The sequence below is a fragment of the Halobium salinum genome (genome assembly GCF_026586625.1).
Lineage (GTDB): Archaea > Halobacteriota > Halobacteria > Halobacteriales > Haloferacaceae > Halobium > Halobium salinum.
In genome coordinates this window covers 1,200,560-1,218,774 of record NZ_JAODIW010000006.1, presented here as the reverse complement: position 1 = coordinate 1,218,774, position 18,215 = coordinate 1,200,560, and the positions used below count along the sequence as shown (strand labels likewise).

The 18,215-nt window shown below is 68.6% G+C and carries 19 protein-coding genes and 1 pseudogene; 11 read left to right on the top strand and 9 right to left on the bottom strand.

The window, feature by feature from the left end:
* Positions 1-59 precede the first annotated feature (59 nt).
* A complete protein-coding gene (locus tag N5095_RS09525) occupies positions 60-740 on the top strand; it encodes a GNAT family N-acetyltransferase (RefSeq protein WP_267622539.1) in 681 nt (226 codons plus the stop codon).
* The gene (locus N5095_RS09520; protein WP_267622538.1) at positions 733-1,371 is read left to right on the top strand and encodes a GNAT family N-acetyltransferase; all 639 of its coding nucleotides are present in this window, start codon (positions 733-735) and stop codon (positions 1,369-1,371) included. Before N5095_RS09525 ends, N5095_RS09520 begins: the two co-directional genes overlap by 8 nt.
* 29 nt (positions 1,372-1,400) lie before the next feature.
* Here the strand turns inward: N5095_RS09520 and N5095_RS09515 are convergent, their stop codons facing one another.
* From N5095_RS09515 to N5095_RS09505, 3 genes are all read right to left on the bottom strand, one after another.
* A complete protein-coding gene (locus N5095_RS09515; RefSeq protein ID WP_267622537.1) occupies positions 1,401-2,570 on the bottom strand; it encodes a metal-dependent hydrolase family protein in 1,170 nt (389 codons plus the stop codon).
* Positions 2,571-2,636: 66 nt separating this feature from the next.
* Complete coding sequence (locus N5095_RS09510) at positions 2,637-3,224, bottom strand: GNAT family N-acetyltransferase (protein WP_267622535.1); 588 nt, start codon at positions 3,222-3,224, stop codon at positions 2,637-2,639.
* A gap of 117 nt (positions 3,225-3,341) precedes the next feature.
* A complete protein-coding gene (locus N5095_RS09505) occupies positions 3,342-4,001 on the bottom strand; it encodes a metal-dependent hydrolase (protein ID WP_267622534.1) in 660 nt (219 codons plus the stop codon).
* A gap of 237 nt (positions 4,002-4,238) precedes the next feature.
* On the opposite strand from N5095_RS09505, the gene N5095_RS09500 reads away from it, so the two are divergent.
* Positions 4,239-4,958 carry a helix-turn-helix domain-containing protein gene (locus N5095_RS09500; protein ID WP_267622532.1) on the top strand — a complete coding sequence of 240 codons (720 nt, stop codon included), beginning with the start codon at positions 4,239-4,241 and terminating at the stop codon, positions 4,956-4,958.
* 71 nt (positions 4,959-5,029) lie between these two features.
* Here the strand turns inward: N5095_RS09500 and N5095_RS09495 are convergent, their stop codons facing one another.
* On the bottom strand, positions 5,030-5,260 hold the full coding sequence (locus tag N5095_RS09495; protein WP_267622531.1) for a hypothetical protein: 231 nt from the start codon (positions 5,258-5,260) through the stop codon (positions 5,030-5,032).
* Between the two features lie 284 nt (positions 5,261-5,544).
* On the opposite strand from N5095_RS09495, the gene N5095_RS09490 reads away from it, so the two are divergent.
* Positions 5,545-5,928, top strand: coding sequence for a helix-turn-helix domain-containing protein (locus N5095_RS09490; protein WP_267622530.1), 384 nt, complete (start codon positions 5,545-5,547; stop codon positions 5,926-5,928).
* A gap of 83 nt (positions 5,929-6,011) precedes the next feature.
* On the opposite strand, the gene hmgB is transcribed toward N5095_RS09490, so the two are convergent.
* The 4 genes from hmgB to N5095_RS09470 all read right to left on the bottom strand — a co-directional run bounded on the left by hmgB (position 6,012) and on the right by N5095_RS09470 (position 11,467).
* Positions 6,012-7,349, bottom strand: coding sequence for a hydroxymethylglutaryl-CoA synthase (gene hmgB, locus N5095_RS09485; protein ID WP_267622529.1), 1,338 nt, complete (start codon positions 7,347-7,349; stop codon positions 6,012-6,014).
* A gap of 87 nt (positions 7,350-7,436) precedes the next feature.
* Positions 7,437-9,794, bottom strand: coding sequence for a LamG-like jellyroll fold domain-containing protein (locus N5095_RS09480; RefSeq protein WP_267622528.1), 2,358 nt, complete (start codon positions 9,792-9,794; stop codon positions 7,437-7,439).
* Positions 9,795-9,905: 111 nt separating this feature from the next.
* Complete coding sequence (locus N5095_RS09475) at positions 9,906-10,490, bottom strand: DUF2150 family protein (protein ID WP_267622527.1); 585 nt, start codon at positions 10,488-10,490, stop codon at positions 9,906-9,908.
* A gap of 113 nt (positions 10,491-10,603) precedes the next feature.
* Entirely contained in the window at positions 10,604-11,467 is an 864-nt protein-coding gene (locus N5095_RS09470) for a TatD family hydrolase (RefSeq protein ID WP_267622526.1), read from the bottom strand.
* Between the two features lie 268 nt (positions 11,468-11,735).
* Here N5095_RS09470 and N5095_RS09465 point away from each other — a divergent pair, with 268 nt between their 5' ends.
* From N5095_RS09465 to sucD, 5 genes are all read left to right on the top strand, one after another.
* Positions 11,736-11,948, top strand: coding sequence for a hypothetical protein (locus tag N5095_RS09465; RefSeq protein WP_267622525.1), 213 nt, complete (start codon positions 11,736-11,738; stop codon positions 11,946-11,948).
* A 55-nt stretch (positions 11,949-12,003) separates the two neighbouring features.
* Entirely contained in the window at positions 12,004-12,285 is a 282-nt protein-coding gene (locus tag N5095_RS09460; RefSeq protein WP_267622524.1) for a hypothetical protein, read from the top strand.
* A 57-nt stretch (positions 12,286-12,342) separates the two neighbouring features.
* Positions 12,343-12,642: a hypothetical protein gene (locus N5095_RS09455; protein ID WP_267622523.1), complete on the top strand. Its 300-nt coding sequence runs from the start codon at positions 12,343-12,345 to the stop codon at positions 12,640-12,642.
* A 162-nt stretch (positions 12,643-12,804) separates the two neighbouring features.
* Positions 12,805-13,950 (top strand): ADP-forming succinate--CoA ligase subunit beta, encoded by a 1,146-nt coding sequence (sucC, locus tag N5095_RS09450; protein ID WP_267622522.1) that lies wholly within the window; start codon positions 12,805-12,807, stop codon positions 13,948-13,950.
* The gene (gene sucD / locus N5095_RS09445) at positions 13,947-14,816 is read left to right on the top strand and encodes a succinate--CoA ligase subunit alpha (protein WP_267622521.1); all 870 of its coding nucleotides are present in this window, start codon (positions 13,947-13,949) and stop codon (positions 14,814-14,816) included. The genes sucC and sucD overlap by 4 nt, the downstream gene beginning before the upstream one ends.
* 487 nt (positions 14,817-15,303) lie before the next feature.
* Here sucD and N5095_RS09440 read toward each other — a convergent pair whose 3' ends face one another.
* Positions 15,304-15,594 (bottom strand): zinc ribbon domain-containing protein, encoded by a 291-nt coding sequence (locus N5095_RS09440; RefSeq protein ID WP_267622520.1) that lies wholly within the window; start codon positions 15,592-15,594, stop codon positions 15,304-15,306.
* 161 nt (positions 15,595-15,755) lie between these two features.
* On the opposite strand from N5095_RS09440, the pseudogene N5095_RS09435 reads away from it, so the two are divergent.
* A pseudogene (locus N5095_RS09435) lies at positions 15,756-16,100 on the top strand (glutaredoxin family protein); the annotation flags it as partial.
* A gap of 196 nt (positions 16,101-16,296) precedes the next feature.
* Positions 16,297-18,141, top strand: a complete 1,845-nt coding sequence (locus tag N5095_RS09430) for a right-handed parallel beta-helix repeat-containing protein (RefSeq protein WP_267622519.1) — start codon at positions 16,297-16,299, stop codon at positions 18,139-18,141.
* Positions 18,142-18,215 lie beyond the last annotated feature (74 nt).

Below are 18,215 nucleotides of genomic sequence, written 5' to 3'. Positions count from 1 at the left end.
GTGTCAGTCGAGTCCACGCCCGGGTAACGCTTTTTTGTCGGTGACACGTCGGCAGGCGCATGTTCCCCGTCGGAATCGACACCGACCGCCTGCGACTCCGCCGGCTGACGCGCGAGGAGCTTCCGCCGCTCGTCGGGTACGAACATCTCGGGCGACGCCGCAGCGACGCCGTCGCGGAGGAGACGCGGTTTCTCTCGTGGAGCCCCCACGAGACGCCGAAGGAGACCCACGACTACCTGGAGCGCGTCGAGGACTCCTGGGACGACCGCGGGGCCGCCCACTACGCCGTGTATCCGCGCGAGGGCGAGGATGGCGCGGGCGAGTTCGCGGGGACGACCGCCCTCGACGTCGACTGGGAGAAACAGACCGCGACGCTCGGCATCTGGCTTCGCAGGCGGTTCTGGGGTCGGGGTTACTCGGGTGAACGTGCCGCCGCCCTGTTCCGTCTCGCCTTCGGCCGACTGGACCTCGACCTCGTCGCCGTCTTTCACCACCCCGAGAACGAGCAGTCGAGACGGGCCGTCGAGAAGTACGTCGACGCCTACGGCGGGTGCCACGAGGGCGTCCTCCGGAACTGGGCCGTCGACGCCGACGGCGAGCCGGCGGACCGTCACCGCTACAGCGTCTCGCGGGCGGAGTGGCGCGAGGCGGTCGAAGGCGGGGGAGGAGTGGGGACCGGAGCCGACGCCGGCACGACCAGGTTCCTCGACGAGTGCGAGACGGACACCAGGGATGAGTGACCCGGCCCCACTCCTCCCGAGTCACGTCGAGACGGAGCGCCTTCGGCTGACACCTCGGACGCCAGCACACGTCGACACCGGCGCGCTCTATCGAATCTGTTCCAGCGAAGGGATGGAGGAGGTGACCAAGTGGATGCCCTGGAGCGCTCACGAGACGCCGAATGAGACCCACGAGTTCCTCGAAGACGGCCGGGAGGCGTGGGACGAGGCGACGAGCGCCGCGTACGTCGTCCGTCCGGGACCGGAGGAGGACGGCGCGGGCGAAATCGCCGGGGCCGCCGACCTCCACCTCGACTGGGAGCGTCGCGTCGGCACGCTCGGGCTCTGGCTCCGCAGGCGGTTCTGGGGCCGCGGCTACTCCGGCGAACGCGCAGCCGCGATGGTCGAACTCGCCTTCGACCGACTGGGTCTCGAGGTCGTCCGGGTGAGTCACGACCCGCGCAACGGGAACTCGCGACGGGCCATCGAGCGGTACGTGGACCGCCTCGGTGGCCGGCGCGACGGGACCTTCCGGCGCATCCACCCGGACCCGGACGAGACGGCCGTCGACCAGACGTACTACTCCATCGACCGGGACGACTGGCGCGACGCCGTGGGCGACGAGCGGGTCGCGACCGTTCGGTGGGGGTAGTCGGTCCTCAACGAACGGACGGCCGATCGCTACGCCGACGGCAGCGACCCGGAGACCACCCGTCCGTCCTTCAGAACGGCGACGGGGTCGGTGAGCCGGCTGAGGTCCGCCGTCGGGTCGCCATCCACCACGAGGAGGTCGGCGGGCGTCCCGTCGGCGAGCGTTCCCGACCCGTCGAGTCCCGCCACCGAGGCGGCGGTCTCGGTCATCGCTCGGATGGCGTCGAGCGGGCCCATCCCGTGGGTCGCCATGAACTCGACCTCGACGGCGTTCGACCCGTGGTGGTTGAACGGCGTGCCGGCGTCGGTGCCGCCGGCGACACGGACCCCGGCCTCGACCGCACGCTCGAAGGACTCGACGTGTCGCTCGTAGATGGCGCGGGTCTTCCGGGTGTCCTCCTCGGTCGCCGCCTCGACGTTGCGGACGATGTGGTGGGGCGCCGAGAGGGTGGGAACGAGCGTCACGTCGTGACGCAGGAGGGCGTCGATAGCGTCGTCGTCGAGGAACGTGCCGTGCTCGACCGTGTCCACGCCCGCCTGTGCCGCCGCGACGGCGCCCTCGGCGCCGTGGACGTGTGTCGCCGTCGGCAGCCCCCGGCGGTGGGCCTCGTCGACCAGCGCGTCCAGTTCGTCGTCGGTGAGCGCGACGCTGTCGGGGTCGCTTCCGGGCGTCGTCACCCCGCCGGTCGTCATGAACTTCACGAAGTCGGCGCCGCGCTTCGCCTGCTCGCGCACCGCCTTCCGAGCGTCGTGCGGGCCGTCTATCTCCCGACCGAGGTGGTGGCCGTGCCCGCCGGTGACGGTTATCGACCGGCAGCTCGCGGTCATCCGCGGTCCCGGGAGGTCGCCGACGGCGACGGCGTCGCGGACCACCGGGTCGACGCCGGCGGCGCCCATGACGCGGAGCCCCGTGACGCCCGCCTCCAGCGTCTTCCGTGCGTTCCGCGCCTCGACGAGCGCCAGTTCGGCGTCGCTCATCCCGACCACGTCCTCGACGCTCCGCTCGCCCGACAGCGACAGGTGGACGTGGGCGTCGACCAGCCCCGGAAGCACCGTGTAGCCCTCGAGCGAGACGACCCGCTCACCGTCCAGTCGCTCCGGGTCGCCCGTCGCCCGGATGGTTCCGGTCTCTCGGTCGACCGCGATGGCACCCCTCTCGACCTCGCCCCCGTCGACGAGCGTCGCGTTCCGCAACAACATGGCTCCGCGGTTCCGAGCGTCGCCGCTTAACGCCCTCGATACTCCTCGCCGGTCGGTGACACCGCCTCAGAGCTCCCGGGCGACCATCTCGCCCCAGTGTTCGAAGCCGTGGCGGTCGTAGAACGCCCGCGCCCGGTCGTTCTCGCGGTCCACGTCGAGGACGAGGCGGTCGAGCGGGAGCGTCTGGTCGCGGGCGGCGTCGAGGACGGCCGCCATCAGGTCGTCCGCGAGGCCCGTCCCCCGGTGCTCGGGTGCGACGAACAGCTCGTTCAACACCGCCGCGTCCCAGACGAATGCCATCGACTCGGGGAGGAGGAACGCGTAGCCGACGAGGTCGCCTCCGCTGGCGTCGGCGGCGTCGTCTTCGCCGCCGGCTCCGTCGGCTTCGTCGGCTCCGACGCCGCCGTCGCGCCCGTCGCCCGACTCCCCGGTCTCGGCGACGACGATGCAGTCCGCGTCCTCCTCGACACACCGGTCGGCCCACGCGAGCCAGCGCTCCCGGTAGTCGTCGGTGAGTTTCCCTTCGTACGTCTCGCGCTTCTCCTCGCCACCGGTACCCGAGCCGAGGCCGAGTTCGAACGCCCGCTTCAGCGCCCAGAGGCCGGCTCTGTCGTCCGGGTCGTCGCCCCGGTACGGTCGCACGTCGACGGTCATAGGCCCTCTCCGAGCGGCGGCGACAAGAGTGGTTCCGTCGGCGTCGGCGACGAGGCGGGTCGTCCCGTCCGCCGGCGTCGACGGTGTTGACGGCGGCGTAGCGAGGGGCGCAGGACGCTACCGGCGGCCGTCCGCGGTCTCCGCTCGCGTGCCGCGCGTCCCTCGTGTCTCCCACAGTCGGACGCCGAGCGTCACGGCGCCGACGATGACGAGCATGAGCTGCCAGCCGCCGTTGACCACCGGGAACACCCGCTCGACGGTCGCCGACTCGGCGCCCGGCGAGGGGTCGACGCCGGTGCGGTAGTGGAGGTTCTCCGTCGTGTGGACGGTCTCCGGCGGCCCCTGTACGAACGACTGGACGAGCCCCCGCTGATTGGACAGCGCGAGCCGTCCGTCGACGGTGTAGAACCGGTCGTGGAGCGGATAGAACGCGTTCACGCCGTTGGTGAACAGGTCGGGGAAGATACCCGCGAACAGCACCGCGGCCGCGACGACCCACGCGACCCGCACGGCGCCGGAACCCCACCGCTCCCGGAGCGCCGACCGCTCTCGGAGGCGGGTGTCGACGAGGAGCGCGACCCCGAGTACGAGCGGGAGGAGGAGCGTGTGAAAGAGCGAGCGGTGGGCACCGGGGAGGTAGAGCCCGACGAACGCGTCGGCGTCGACCAGCGCCACCGCGAGGAGGACGACGGCGACGGTTCGCGGGCGGAACTCCCGGCCGAGCAGGGCCGTGGCGAGGAGGGCGGCCACGGCGAGATGGACGACTGTCGACGGCACGACCGCCGGTTTCGACCGGGGCGGGATGAACCTTGCGCGGCGGCCGCACCGACGGCCCGTCTCGCCCGAACGGTGACTCGACGGGGACGACTCCAGCGGCCGTCGGGTTCGACGGTCGACGAACCCCGCCTTCGATACGTTTTTCGGCTCGACAGCCGGACGTGGCGGCATGGCCGAGAGGGTCGAGACGGTCGAATATGGCGAGGCACACGAGTCGAACCGACGGGGAGACGAGGGATGAGCGGGCACGGCGGTGACACCCCGCGGACGGACCTCGCGCGGCGCATCGCGGGGGAAATCACCCTCAGTGACGACCCCGGCGCCACGCTCCGGAAGTGGCGGACGGACTTCGACGTCTCCCAGACCCAGCTCGCCGACCACCTCGACGTCTCCTCGTCGGTCGTCTCGGACTACGAGAGCGGCCGGCGCAAGAGCCCCGGCATCGGCGTCGTCAGTCGGATGGTGGAGGGACTGCTCGACATCGACGAGTCCCGCGGCGGCGGGCGTATCCGGCAGTACGCCCGCGTGCTGTCGGCGGGGTTCGAGTCGGACATCGTCCATGACCTCCGGGAGTACCCGACGAGCGTCCCGCTCGACCGGCTCTGGGAGGCGATGGACGCGACCGAACTCGTGCGCGGCGACACCGACTACGTGAGCGGCCACACCGTCATCGACAGCATCCAGGCCATCACCCGACTGTCGAGCGACGAGTTCTACCGGCTGTACGGACAGAGCACGAACCGCGTCCTCGCGTTCACCGGCGTCACGCGCGGGGAGTCGCCGCTGGTGGCGATGCGCGTCGTGAACCCGACGCCGAACGCGGTCGTCCTCCACGGCGTCACGGAGGAGGAGCTGTGGCCCCACGCGCCGAAGCTGGCGCGCATCGACGGCTTCTCGCTCGCCGTCTCGACCCGCGACCTTGACGCGATGCTCGACGACCTTCGAGCACTCCCCTAACTGGGGAGCGACGCGCCGGCCTGGCGGGGCCGGCTCGGTCTGCCGGCGAGCGACGCGACCGGATGGTCCTCTCAGGCGGCCGTCCGGCCTCGGCCGATGAGCCACTGGGAGGCCATGACGGCTCCGACGACCACCGACGCCGCAACGACCGTGTACGCGAGCACGATAGCGAGGCTCGCAAACACGTTCAGCATCGCGGTGTTGTCGGGGTTCCCGGGCTCAAGGAGCGCGAGCCCGACCCCGGCCACCAGCAAGGCGGCCACGGTGAAGAGGAGCTTCACGACCACCGGATGGTCGTTCACCGCTCCTCGTAGCTGATTACGGGCCGAGTCCACGACATCGTTCGGCGAGTCGACCCCGTCGACCGTGCCACGAACAAGTTCACCCATAATCCACGCGGAGTGTCGAGCGCCAGCCACAAGAAGGCGGTTCGGAGCTTCACCGACTGAAGCTACCGTCGGGGCGCGACGCGGACCGACGCTCGGACTGACGGCTCGACTAAGCACCCTCGACGCCGACACCGACTCTGACTCGACGACCGCTGTCGTCGGCCAGCCCTTTAGTGACTCACCGCCCACGTGCCACCATGGCCCACGGGTGGGAGGCAGGGTCGCTGTTCGACCTGCTCGGCGACGGGGTGGCACGGGAGATTCTCGCGCTGACGGACGCCGAGTCGCGCTCGGCGGACGACCTCGCCGAGCACTGCGCGGCCTCGGGGCCGACCGTCTACCGGCGGTTGGACGCCCTCTGTGAGCACGACGCGCTCGCCGAGTCCGTCGCCTACGACGAGGACGGAAACCACTACCGGACCTACGAGTGTCGGCTCGAGGAGGTCCGCGTCCGCGTCGACGGTGGCTCGGTCGCGTTGGACGTGCGCTTCGACGACGGTCGAGAGGGTGCCCGTGCGGGTCGAAACGGCGACGACGGGAATCGAGACGACGACGAGAACCGAGACGAGAGGCCCGACTGAGAGCGCCGGGAGCGGTCGACCGAGTCGAACGCGCCGGCCGAGCTAGGCGGGTCGGAGAACGAGGTCGGTTCTGCGGCGGGTGGCTACTCGACGTAACTGTACTTGCGCTGGTTCATGTCGCCCCAGCCGTCGAAGACGAACTCGCCGCTGGGCTGGGTGAAGGAGTCGATGTCGATCCCCTTGTCGTGGTTGTGCACGTCGTGAATCTCCTCGTACTCCTCGTACTCGATGTCGTGGCGACGGGCCAGCTGTTCGTCGACGTTGAGGTCGGATATCTCATCCTTCCAGCCGTCCTGAACCGTCTCGGCGTGAATCTCGGCCTGCGCGCCGGAGCCGTAGGAGCCGACGAGGAGCTTCTCACCGGAGAGCTTCCGGCCGGTCTCGGCGGCGTTCTTCAGCGCGGAGGCGCGGGCGACGTGGACGGAGCCGGTGTACCAGTTGCCGACGTTGCGGGCGATGGTGAGCGTCGGGTCGATGACGCGGCCGTACCAGTCGCGGTACGCGTCGGTCTCCTTCAGGTCGTCCATGTACTCGCGGATGGCGCCCTCGTAGGCCTCCCAGGAGTCGAACTCCTCCTCGCGGGGCTGACGACCGATTTCGCCGGCCAGTTCGTCCTCGATTTCGGTGTCACGAATCATGTGCCGATATCCGAGGAGGCCGGCCCGCCGGACCATCCCCGGGAACGGGGTGTGGAAGGGGATGTACGCGAAGTCGTCGGGGTGGGTGTCGCCGGCGACGCTCTCGAAGTCCTCCAGGGCCTCGCGCATCCGGGCGAGGTACACCTGCATCGAACGCTTCCCGTCGACGCTGGGGAACTGCTGGTTGGGCTTGAGGAAGTCCGTCTCGTCGGCGCTGCCGTACCCCTGCTCGGTCGACAGCGCGGCCACGTCCGGGTCCTCGGAGATGAGCATCGCGACGGCGCCGGCGCCCTGGGTCGCCTCGCCGGGGTCCCCGCGGGCGTACAGCGCGGTGTCGGTGGCGACGACCAGTGCGGAGCGTCCTCGGTGGCGCCCGGCCTTGATCCAGTTGTACGCGTCGTCGATGGACTGCGTGCCGGCGACGCAGGCGAACTTCCGCTCGCCCTTGTTCGCGTGGTGGAGGTTCCCCTCGAAGCGCTGTTCGAGACAGCCCGCGATGTACGTCGAGACGGGCTTCGAGTTGTCGAAGGAGGACTCGGTCGCCACGTCGATGCGGCCGATGTCGTCGAGTTCCAGCCCGCGTCGCTCCATCAGGCGTTTGGCGGCGTTGGCGCCCATCGTGACGATGTCCTCGTGGACGTCCGGGAACGAGGAGGACTCCAGCCCGAGCCCCTTCGTGTACTTCTCGGGGTCCTCGTCCTTCGCGGGTGCGAAGGTGTTCGGCAGGTCCAGTTTCAGCTTGCCGGTCCAGATTTCGATGGCGTCGATGCCGACCTCGGTCATGACCGTTCACTTGCACCTGCGGTATTTGGGCCTGTCGATGGCGAGTACGTCGTCCGTCGAAACGGCGAGGGACCGTGGGGCGACCGGTCAGGCGTCGTCGACGGTCGCGCCCGAGAACGTCGGGCTCTTCGAGGGGCTCGTCGTGTCGAGTTCGACCCGCAGGCGGAACGTCCCGCTGTCCGCCGTCAGGCCGGAGACGACGTACGGCCCGCCGCTCCCGTCGAGTTCGACCGGGTCGCTCGTCTCCTCTACGACGCCGTCCCCGTCCGTGTCGCTCTCGACGTACACCGTCGCGGACGTGCCGGGCGGAATAGACGCCTCGACGTCCTCCAGTCGCAGGCTCCCGACGTCGTGTGTCCCGTCGGTGGTCTTCCAGTCGGTCCTGAACTCACCGGTGCTCCCGGCGAGGTGCATGTCCTCGACTTCGCTCGCCGAGAGGCCGCGGTCGTAGACGCGTACCTCGTCGAGATTACCGTCGAGGGACTGTGCGCCGCTGGGGTTTGCCGCGAGCGCGACCGGCACTTCGGAGTTTGTCGAGACGGTACCTGTCTTCTGCTTGACCGCGACCTGCGTTCCGTCAACGTAGATTCGCATGTGACCGCCGTCGTACGTCGCCACCATGTGCACCCACTCGCCCGCCGGGACGGTCGACGACGCCACCAGTTTCGTCGTGGAGCCGCCGGTCTTCAGTCGGAACCGCGGGTTCTTCGTCTGCGCTTCGCTCAGCATCCAGTAGTGGTCGGGGTCCTGCTCCCCGGTCGCCTTCGAGATGATACGTTGGTCGCCGTTCGTATTCCACGAGTCGGCCTTCACCCACGCCGAGAGGGTGAGCCCGGAGCCCGCGACGTCCATGTTGGTGTCGACGTCGACGCGCTCACCGGTGCCGGCGAATCGGTAGCCGTTCGAGCCGTGAGCCCCCGCTGCGCCGATCGACCCGCCCGCGTTCGTCCCGTCGTTCGAGCCGACGGCGTCGCGGACGGTCGACCCGGACGGCTCGTCGAGCGCCCAGTAGCTCACGAGACTGGAGTCCTCGGCGGTGTAGCCGAGTCGGAGCGTCCCGGCGTCCGTCCAGTCGGTGCCGGGGAGTTCCTCGTGCACGACGCTCCGCCCGTCGCCGGCGTTCCAGTCGGCCGCACTCTCCCAGCGGAGGCCGGCGACGGGCGGACTGCTGTCGTCCGTGTCGCGCAGTTCGACCTCGAAGTCGACGCGCTCTGCCGCGTTCGACCCGCGGTCACCGCCGGCGTCCGGGCCGTCGAACCCGAGCGCGAACTCGTCGGTCTGCGTGCTGTGGACGGGCCCGTCGGGTTCGTAGACGAACGTCGCGCGTCCGTCTTCGTCCGTGCGGACGACGCCGTCGTCTCCGCCGGGGGCCGAGACGGTTCCGAGCGTCGCAGGGTCGGTGACCGTCACGGGAACGCCGCTTTTCGGCCCGTTGTACGCGTCGCGCACCTCGACGGTGACCCGCTGTGTCCCGTCCTCCGGGACCGCCGCCCCGTCACCCGCCACGTCGACGGCGTACTGCGGGGGTTCGTCGCTCACCTCGCTTCCGACCCCGACCTTCGCGAGCGACAGGTCGTACTCGACGCCCTTCTCGAGGACCAGATACACGTAGTCTTGGCCTTCGTAGGTGTAGTAGTCCCAGTTCGCGACGTGACCGCCGTTCCCGGTTCGTTCCGGTTCGATGATGGTCGCCCACTCGGACTTCGGGAGTTCGGTCGGATAGTGGAGGAGGATGGGGTCGCTCCCGCCGTTCTCGACAGTCACCGTCCGCGTGTCGGCGCTGACCGGTTCGACGTCGACGTTCTCCGTCCCCGAGTGGGCGGTCGACAGCGAGCCGTTGACGAGCACCAGTCGGATTCGGCGCCCGTCGATAGGCGACCGTGACGACCGCTTGACGGGGGTCCCGTCGTACTCGCTGTAGAACCCGGGCGGGTCGAGCACGACCCGCCAGTCACCCGTGTCGGCGTGGTAGTTCGGGTGGTACTCGACCGCCCGGTGGGAGTGAATCCACCACCCCTCCTGCTCGCGTGCGAAACCCGGGTCGTGATTCTGCACCGCGTCGTAGACGTCGTGGTAGTTCGCCGCCCGCCAGAAGTCTCCGGTCTCGCCGTCCGCCTCGGCGTTGATGAGACCGACGAACCGGTCGTCGGTCGTCGAGAGCCGTCCGGCGGGGTCCGGCGGGTTGACGAAGAACGTCCGCTGTGGGTACTGAGTACCGAGGCTCACGGACACCGACCGTAGGGCGTCGGTGGCGGCCACCTCTCCGACGGTGCCGTGGAGGCGAACGAGGTCCGCCTGCACCGACTGGCTGTGCTTGAACTCCACCTCCTCGTTGGCCGCCGGGACGATGGTCGCCTGGTACATCGACATCGAGACGATGAGGAAGCCGAACAGCAACACGGCCCCGACCGTCTCCGAGACCGCACGCTCGTCTCCCCGGAACATGAGTTACCGGTGTGAAAAGGTAGAGGGGTAGAAAAGTCTTCCTTCCGTGAATGTAGTCCCCGGACCGACGGGCCCGCTCGATTTGCTCGGTCCGAGTCGGCCTGACGCGACTCAGGCCTCGTCTTCTTCGACGAGTTCGGGGTCGCTCATGGCGCTCTGGAGGCTGTCGAGTCCGTTGACCCACTCGGAGACGAGTCCGTACTCGATTTCCTCGACGACGGCCATGTCGAGCTCCTCGCCGTCGATGATGAGGGTGCCGGCCTGCACGCAGTAGCCGAGCGCGGTGTCGAGGTCCTCTTCGGCCTCGGCGCTGGCGGCGGCGCGGACGAAGTCGTCGACGGTGCCCTCCTCGGCGGGGCCGGCGGCGATGAACTCCTCGGCGGAGTAGAACGCCGGGACGAGGCTGGTCTGGACGCCGTCGATGAGCATCATCTTCTCCTCGTCGTCGAAGTCGACCTCGGTGAGGACGATGTCGCGCACCTGATTCAGCTCCTCGACGGCCTCCTCCTGGCCGAGGCGGTCGTCCTCGTAGGCCGAGACGATCTTCGCGATGGCGATGGCGGCGTCGTCCTGGAGGTTCAGGAGGAGCCGCGCGGAGTCCTCGTTCTCGGGGTCGAGTTCCTCGTCTTCGACACGCGTCAACCAGTTCTGCCACCGTTCCTCGGTGTAGAACTGCTCGGGAGCTTCGTCTGACATACCTCCACCCTCACTCTGGTCATTCAAAGGCCTTTCCTATCGGCAAAGGTCACCCATCCATCGAACCCCCCGAGACCCCGTCGACGCGACGCCTATCGCCGGAACCCAGCCGTTCACTCCGACAGCGTCGCCTCGGTGTCGATGCCGTAGACGAGTTCGGGCGTCTCGACGTGTGCGTTCCTGACCGCGTCCTCGTGACCCTCCTCCAGCAACCACCGCACGCGACGCGGGACCGTCTTCGGCCCGAGCACCGCACCCGGTCGGTCCGGGTCGTCGACGAAGTCGGTCTCCATCAAGAACGGCGCCCCGTTCTCCACCGCGTCGAGCAGGCGGTCCTTCTCGCTCATCACGCTCGGCGTGGGCCCCTTTAGCCGACCGAGCGCGTAGTGCTTGACGACCTTCTCGCGCGCGAGGCCGCGTTCCTCGGCCCACGCCGCGACCTCCGTGAGGTCGTCGGTCCCCTCGGTGTGGAGTTGCACCGCACAGTCGCCCTCGGCGCCCAACGCCAGCCCGTGTTTGAGCACGTCGTTGGAGGCCTCCCAGACGGCGTCCGTCACCTCGTAGTGCGGGCGCCCGGTCTTCAGCGCGAGCGCGTCGCAGTCGTCGTCCGCGACGTACTCCGCGGCCACGTCGAGGCCGGTCTGCATGGTGTCGCGCGCCTCCTCGGGGGTGAACCCGCGGTCGTCGACGAGTTTCGAGACGAGCCCGGGGTGGACGCCGAGGACGGGCCACGCCCTGCCTCGAAGGACCGAGTCGGCGTCGGAAACGGCGTCGAGCGTCTCCTCGAAGACGGCTCGGAAGTCGTCTCTCGGGTCGTCCTTCTCCGGCTCGACGCCGAGGAGCCAGGAAGGTTTGTTGACGACGAGCAGGTGCGTCCCTCCCAAGTGTGCGAAGTCCTCGACGGCGTCGATGCCTCTGCCGTGACGCGGGTCGAGGTGGAGGTGGTTGTCCAGTACCGGGGTACCGAGGTCTTCCATTTTGCTGGTTCGGGGTTGTCGGTGGAGGAGTAAAGGCGAGTCGGGTTCGAGTCGGGTCGGTGGCGCCGACGGCTACGAGGTCAGTCGACGTCCGGCGACGACTCTCGAGGGTCCCCGCCGCGTCGACTCCGGGGACTCGCTGTGCGCTTCGCTCCCTTCGGTCGCGCCAGCACGCGCCACGAGACCGGTGCCACGGGACCGTTCCACCGCTCGTCGACCACCTGACCCCACCATCGCCGTTTTGCTCCCGGCCCACCTCACTCGACCCATGACCACCGAACGCCGATGCCCGGACTGCGGGGTCGACATGGCGAAGACGACTCCCGTGACGACGTTTCAGGGGGACTCCCTCCGCCTGCGCACGGGGAAGTCGAGAGGCGGCGTCCTCGGCAAACTCGGCTTCGAGGAGGAGGTTCAGCCGTTCGCATACGTCTGCCCGGAGTGTGGGCTGACGCGGTTCTACGTCGACCCCGAGGAGTGACCCCGGCTCGGAACCTACCGAACCGACTTTTAGCCGAGCGCGAGTCGACCCGCCAATGGGACTGAAACGCTGGGGGATGGTGCTGTTCGGCGTGGGGTTGCTCGCGAGCAGTCTCTGGTACGTCTACCCGCTCGGGGTCTGCTCGCTCGCGTCCTACCCCGACGTCGGCCCGACGGCGACGCTGACCGGCTTCGACCCGTCGACGTTCTTCGTGCTGTACGCCGAGGGTGAGACCCGCTGTGGGTCGCCGCTGGCGACGGTCTTCGGTGCTCTCCTGGTCCTCGGTGTCGTCGTCGGTGGGGCAGGTGTCGCTCGGGACGTCTTGAACGAGGACTGAGCCCCGTCCTCGAACCCTACCGAACCGCCTTTGACTCGGGGGCGAGTCCGGCCACCAATGGGACTCAAGCGATGGGGGATGTCGCTGTTCGGCGTGGGCCTCCTCGTCGGGTCGGTCGCGTGGCTGTTCGGCGTCGAGTGGGGCTGTGAGGCCGGCACCTGCGGCGGCCGCGGCGCTCCCTCGGCGGGCACCGTCCTCGGCGTCGACCCCGGGACGCTCGCGGTCGAGGTGGCCGGCGCGAGTTGTGGCGACGTGTGTACGTACAACGCCGTCGTCGCCCTCGGCGCGGTGCTGGTCCTCCTCGGCGTTCTCGTGGGCGGGGTCGGCGTCGCCCGCGACGCGCTGGACGTGGAGTGACCGCCGCGTCGTAGTGGGCCCACCGCCGCCCGGACCCGCTCGACACCGGCCCTGACTCGGCTTCGAGTACCCTTTTCCAGAACCGGCAAGGCCCCTGTGGCGTGGCAACGCTCGCCCCGTACCGCCGGGATTTAAGCCCGGACGCCGCCCGCATAGGGACGCATGAAACTCCACGAGTACCAGGCGAAGGAGGTCTTCGCCGAGGCCGGGATTCCGGTACCGGACTCCCAGTTGGCCGAGAGCGTCGACGAGGCCGTGGCGGCGGCCGAGGAGATCGGCTACCCCGTCGCGGTGAAGGCACAGGTCCACGTCGGCGGCCGCGGGAAGGCCGGCGGTATCAAACTGGCCGAGAACGAGGAGGAGGCCCGCGAGGCCGCAGAAGCCATCCTCGGGATGGACCTCAAGGGGTACACCGTCGAATCGGTCCTCGTCGAGGCCGGCGTCGACTTCGTGAACGAACTGTACGTCGGCGTCACGATGGACCGCGGCGAGGGCAAGCCCGTCGCCATGGTCTCGACGCAGGGTGGCGTCAACATCGAGGAGGTCGCCGAGGAGAACCCGGAGGCCATCGCCCGCGAGCACGTCGACCCCGCGTTCGGGATGCATCCCTACCAGGCCCGCAAAGCGGTGTACGACGCCGGCGTCGACCGCGAGCACAGCCGCGACGTGGCCTCGATTCTCACGACCCTCTACGACCTCTACGAGGAGCGCGACGCCTCCGACATCGAGGTGAACCCGGTGATGATTACGAGCGACGGCGACGTAATCGCCGCCGACGCCGTGATGAACATCGACGACGACGCGCTGTTCCGCCAGCCCGACCTCGAGGAGATGCAGGAGGCGGCCTACGAGAACGACCTCGAACGCAAGGCCGGCGAGTACGGCTTCGACTACGTCCGACTGGAGGGGAACGTCGGCATCATCGGCAACGGCGCCGGCCTCGTCATGACGACACTCGACCTCGTGGACTACTACGGCGGACAGCCCGCCAACTTCCTCGACATCGGCGGCGGCGCCAAGGCCGAGCGCGTCACCAACGCGCTGGACATGGTGTTCTCCGACGAGAACGTCGACAGCGTCGTGTTCAACATCTTCGGCGGCATCACCCGCGGTGACGAGGTGGCGAAGGGTATCAACGAGGCGCTGGAGCAGTTCGACGAGATTCCGAAGCCCGTCACCGTCCGCCTCGCCGGCACCAACGCCGAGGAGGGGATGGAGATTCTGAACACCGACCTCGTGAAAGTGGAGAAGACACTCGAAGACGCCGTGCAGCGTGCGGTCAGCGACGCTGAGGAGGTCAACCAATGAGCATTCTCGTCGACGACGACACCCGCGTCGTGGTGCAGGGCATCACCGGCGGGGAAGGGAAGTTCCACGCGGGACAGATGATAGAGTACGGGACGAACGTCGTGGCCGGCGCGGTCCCCGGAAAGGGCGGCCAGGAGGTCCACGGCGTCCCCGTCTACGACACGGTCCACCAGGCCGTCGAGGCGGAGGACGCCGACGCCTCGGTCGTGTTCGTGCCGCCAGCGTTCGCCGGCGACGCGCTGTTCGAGGCGCTCGACACCGACCTCGACCTCGTCGTCGCTATCACCGAGGGTATCCCGACCCAGGACATGGCGAAGGTGTACAAGCGCCTCTCGGAGGTCGACACCCGCCTCATCGGCCCGAACTGCCCCGGCATCATCACCCCCGGCGAGGCCAAACTCGGCATCCTCCCGGGCAACATCTTCGAGTCCGGCAACGTCGGGCTGGTCTCGCGTTCGGGCACGCTGACCTACCAGGTCGTCTCGAACCTCACCGACCGCGGCATCGGCCAGACGACAGCCATCGGCATCGGCGGCGACCCCATCATCGGAACGGACTTCGTCGACGCCCTCGAACTGTTCGAGGAGGACGAGGACACCGACGCGGTCGTGATGTGCGGCGAAATCGGCGGCGAGGACGAGGAGGAGGCGGCCGCCTACATCGCCGAACACATGGACACGCCCGTCGCCGGCTTCATCGCCGGCCGCACGGCGCCCCCGGGCAAGCGCATGGGCCACGCCGGCGCCATCGTCTCCGGCTCCGGCACCGGCACGGCGCAGTCGAAAATCGACGCCCTCAACGACGCGGGCGTCCCCGTCGGCGACACCCCCGAGGAGGTCGCCGACCACATCGAGGACTTCCTGTAGGGTCCCGTCGCGGTTCGAGGATGCGGCTTTTCTTTTGTGACTCACCGAGCGTAGGGGGTGCGGCGACTTCTGGCCTACCACCGTCGGGTGGGGGTTCGGAAGGGGCCGGGTCGCCGGAAGCGGAGGCTCCGGCTGCTCGCGAGAGCTTCGCTCTCGCTCAGCTCTGGACGAAGCACACCGACGCAAGCACCGTGGTTCGGGAGAGCGAAGCTCTCCCGTCATTGCCGGACTGCGTCCGGCAAGCAGTCGGAAGCCAACGGCTTCCGACGACATCACCGGAACGCCTCGCGTTCCGGTTAGCAGCCGGAGCCGTTGGCTCCGGCGACATCACGAGAGGCGCGTAGCGCCTCTCGAACGACAGGGAGTGAGCGAAGCGAACGACCGAGGCGCGCAGCGAGGTGCGCGAGTCCAGAGGTCGGGGGCTTGCGGGAGCTACCGACCCAGAGCTGGTGTTGTCGATTCCACCAGCACCGTTCTCTTTACACCATCATACTCGCGACAGACACTCGTGACAGTACCGGGACCCCTCGGCGTTGGGCGCGCCACACTGGTCACACACGACGAAGTCGACCCGCGCCGGCACCTTCTGGTCGCTTCCGGGAACCACGCTCCGGGGGACGATGGTCGGTCCGACGTACGGTTCGTTCCAGTCGTCGCTGGTTCGGTCTATCAGGTCGTCGTCGCGCAACCGCATCAGCCCCCGCCAGAGCCCGAGGAACAGTAGCGACGGCGCCACGCAGATGCCCGCCGCCATGAGGACCTTCTGCCAGACTTCCATATAGCGTACAAGGGTTCATCGTGTTAGTCGTTGACGGTCCCCGTACTGGTTCGCCGGAGTTAGAGAGCCCGGAGCCGTCGGGTTCGGAGATGGCTGTTAGAGGACCGTGAGGCATCGCGGACCGACACAAGGGCTTAGGGCGCCGCGGGACAAGCCCACCCGTGACATTCGACCCGAACGCGCCGCAGCTAGACGCAGAAGAGGTACGGAGTCGTGTCGACGGAGCCATCGCCGACAACGAGGTCGTGCTGTTCATGAAGGGGACTGCGCACATGCCACAGTGTGGCTACTCGAAACGGGCGCTCGGTTTGATTCGGCAGTACCGTGACGACGTCGCGACGGTCGACGTCCTCCAAAACATCGACGCGTTCCGGGAGGCGCTCGCCGCACACAGCGACTGGGAGACGACCCCACAGACGTTCGTCGACGGCGAGTTCGTCGGTGGGAGTGACATCCTCGCCGAACTCGACGAGCGCGGACAGCTCGCCGAGACGCTGAACGCCGACCCGGACGTACTCGAAAGCGACACGTCTTCGACCGACGACTCGAGCGTGAACGCGCCGTTCTGACCGCCGTCGGTCGCGGCTCCGCTCACGCCGTTTCGAGGCTGCTCTCGCCGCTCCCGGTAGCTCTCTCTCGCAGCGCATGTCTCTTTTTTTATAGAAACTCTTACATTCTATAGGTAATTTCTGCTCCAGTATAATGTTCAGTAGAAGAAAGTTTCTCTCCTCTGTGATGGTCTCCGCCGGCGTCGCCGCGGTCGGACGGAACGCCGCTGTCGGTACCGTCGCCGCGGAGGAGCCCGTCCGCGCCGCTCCGTCGCAGTACGAGTACGAACCCCCGGAACTACTCACGCAGGGTCGCCCGCTCGGCGGCGGTCCGTGGGTCGGGAAGGTGGCCGGCACCGGCGCACAGTCCCCTCACATCCGGTACTTCGAGGCGGGTCCGACGGTTCGGCCGGGGGACGCGACGCACGTCGCGGAGACGCCCGACGAACTCGTCGAGGCCGTGGAGGGGGCGCGCCCCGGCGACGTGATCTGGCTGCCGGAGAACCGGTTCGACTTCACCGCGTTCCGTCGTCGCGCACCTCTCACGATTTCGACCGATAACGTCACCGTCGCGTCCGGACGCGGTATTACGGGCCACGGCGCGCGCCTCTTTACGGCGAACGAGACGGACCCCCTCATCCGGGTGACCGGGGACGGTGTGCGACTCACCGGCATGCGTATCGAGGCGGACTGGCCGGAGTACGTGCCTCGGTCGCAGCAACGGTCGCTGGACTGGGCGACCGGTGTCTCCATCGAGGGACACGACGTCGCCGTCGACAACTGCGTCGTACGGGGCTGGACGCAGGCCGGCATCGAAATCGGACGACACGGTACCGTCAATGATTACCCGCTCGGCACGTTCGTCCACAACAACGACATCGTCGACAACGCCTGCTACCGACGCGGCTACGGCGTAGTGGTGTACCGCGGCGAACCGTTCGTCTGGCAGAACTACTTCGACCACAACCGCCACGCGGTCGCCTCGAGTGGCGCACCCCGGTGTTCGTACCACCTCCGTCGCAACCTGATCGGGAGTCGGACGACCTCTCACCACATCGATATGCACGACTACTCGGAGGTCACGGGCGACGCGAGCGACGCCGGCGCCGGTCAGCGCATCACGGTCCACGAGAACACCGTGCTCGCCGGGGTGGACGTCCACGGCGGCGAGTACTACCGGAGTGCGGTGCGCATCCGGGGGGAGCCGCGGAGCTACGCCTCGATTCGGGACAACGTCCTCGCGTACCCCGACTCGATGCGGACCGCTCGCGACAACAGCGTCGCCGCGATTCGGGCGACGACCCCCGACGGACGCGAGCACGACCCGTCGGACCTCGGGATTTCGGTGGCGGGGAACCGGTACGGCTCGCTCTACCCGGTGCGCGTCGGGGTGAACGGGGACCGGATTCTGGAGCGGCGTGAGATGGCCGTCGTCGGGACGGGGAACGGGTCGACGTACGTGGTCCGAGTGTCCGGCGAGATTTCCGGGACGTCCGACACCGAGCGTGGAGAGGACTGGACCGGGACGTCGGTCGCAGAGGGGAACGTTCGCTGGCTGAGTGACAACTACCACTACACCGGTGAAATCACCGGGTTCGAGGTCTTGAGCGGCGACCCGGACGTAGACGTCTGGGCGAACGGCTCGAAGTACGCTCCGTGGGCGTTCCCGGACGTGACGACGCGGAGCGGTGACAGCGACGGGTCCAGCCTCGACGGGGACGGAACGGCGTCCGACCCGGTCGTAGTGTCGGACATCGCGGTGGTCGGCTCCGGTACCCGGACCCGATATCGCTTCGAGGTGTCCGGCGACCTCGAGGCGGGGGACAACCTGGAGTCCGGGGACGACGTGGTACGCGGTCCCGTCGCCGAAGGGTCGGTGAAGTGGTCGTCGGACACGTACCGGTTCTCCGGGTTCGTCACCGACTTCGAGGTGCTGTCCGGTGATCCCGGAGTCGACATCTGGGTCGACGGGGCGAAGTTCGCCGCCGAGGAGTTCTGACTGCCGGACCTCGTTCGAACCCTATACAGCCGTCCCGCATCACGGACCGCTCGCTGACTCACGACTTCGCCGTT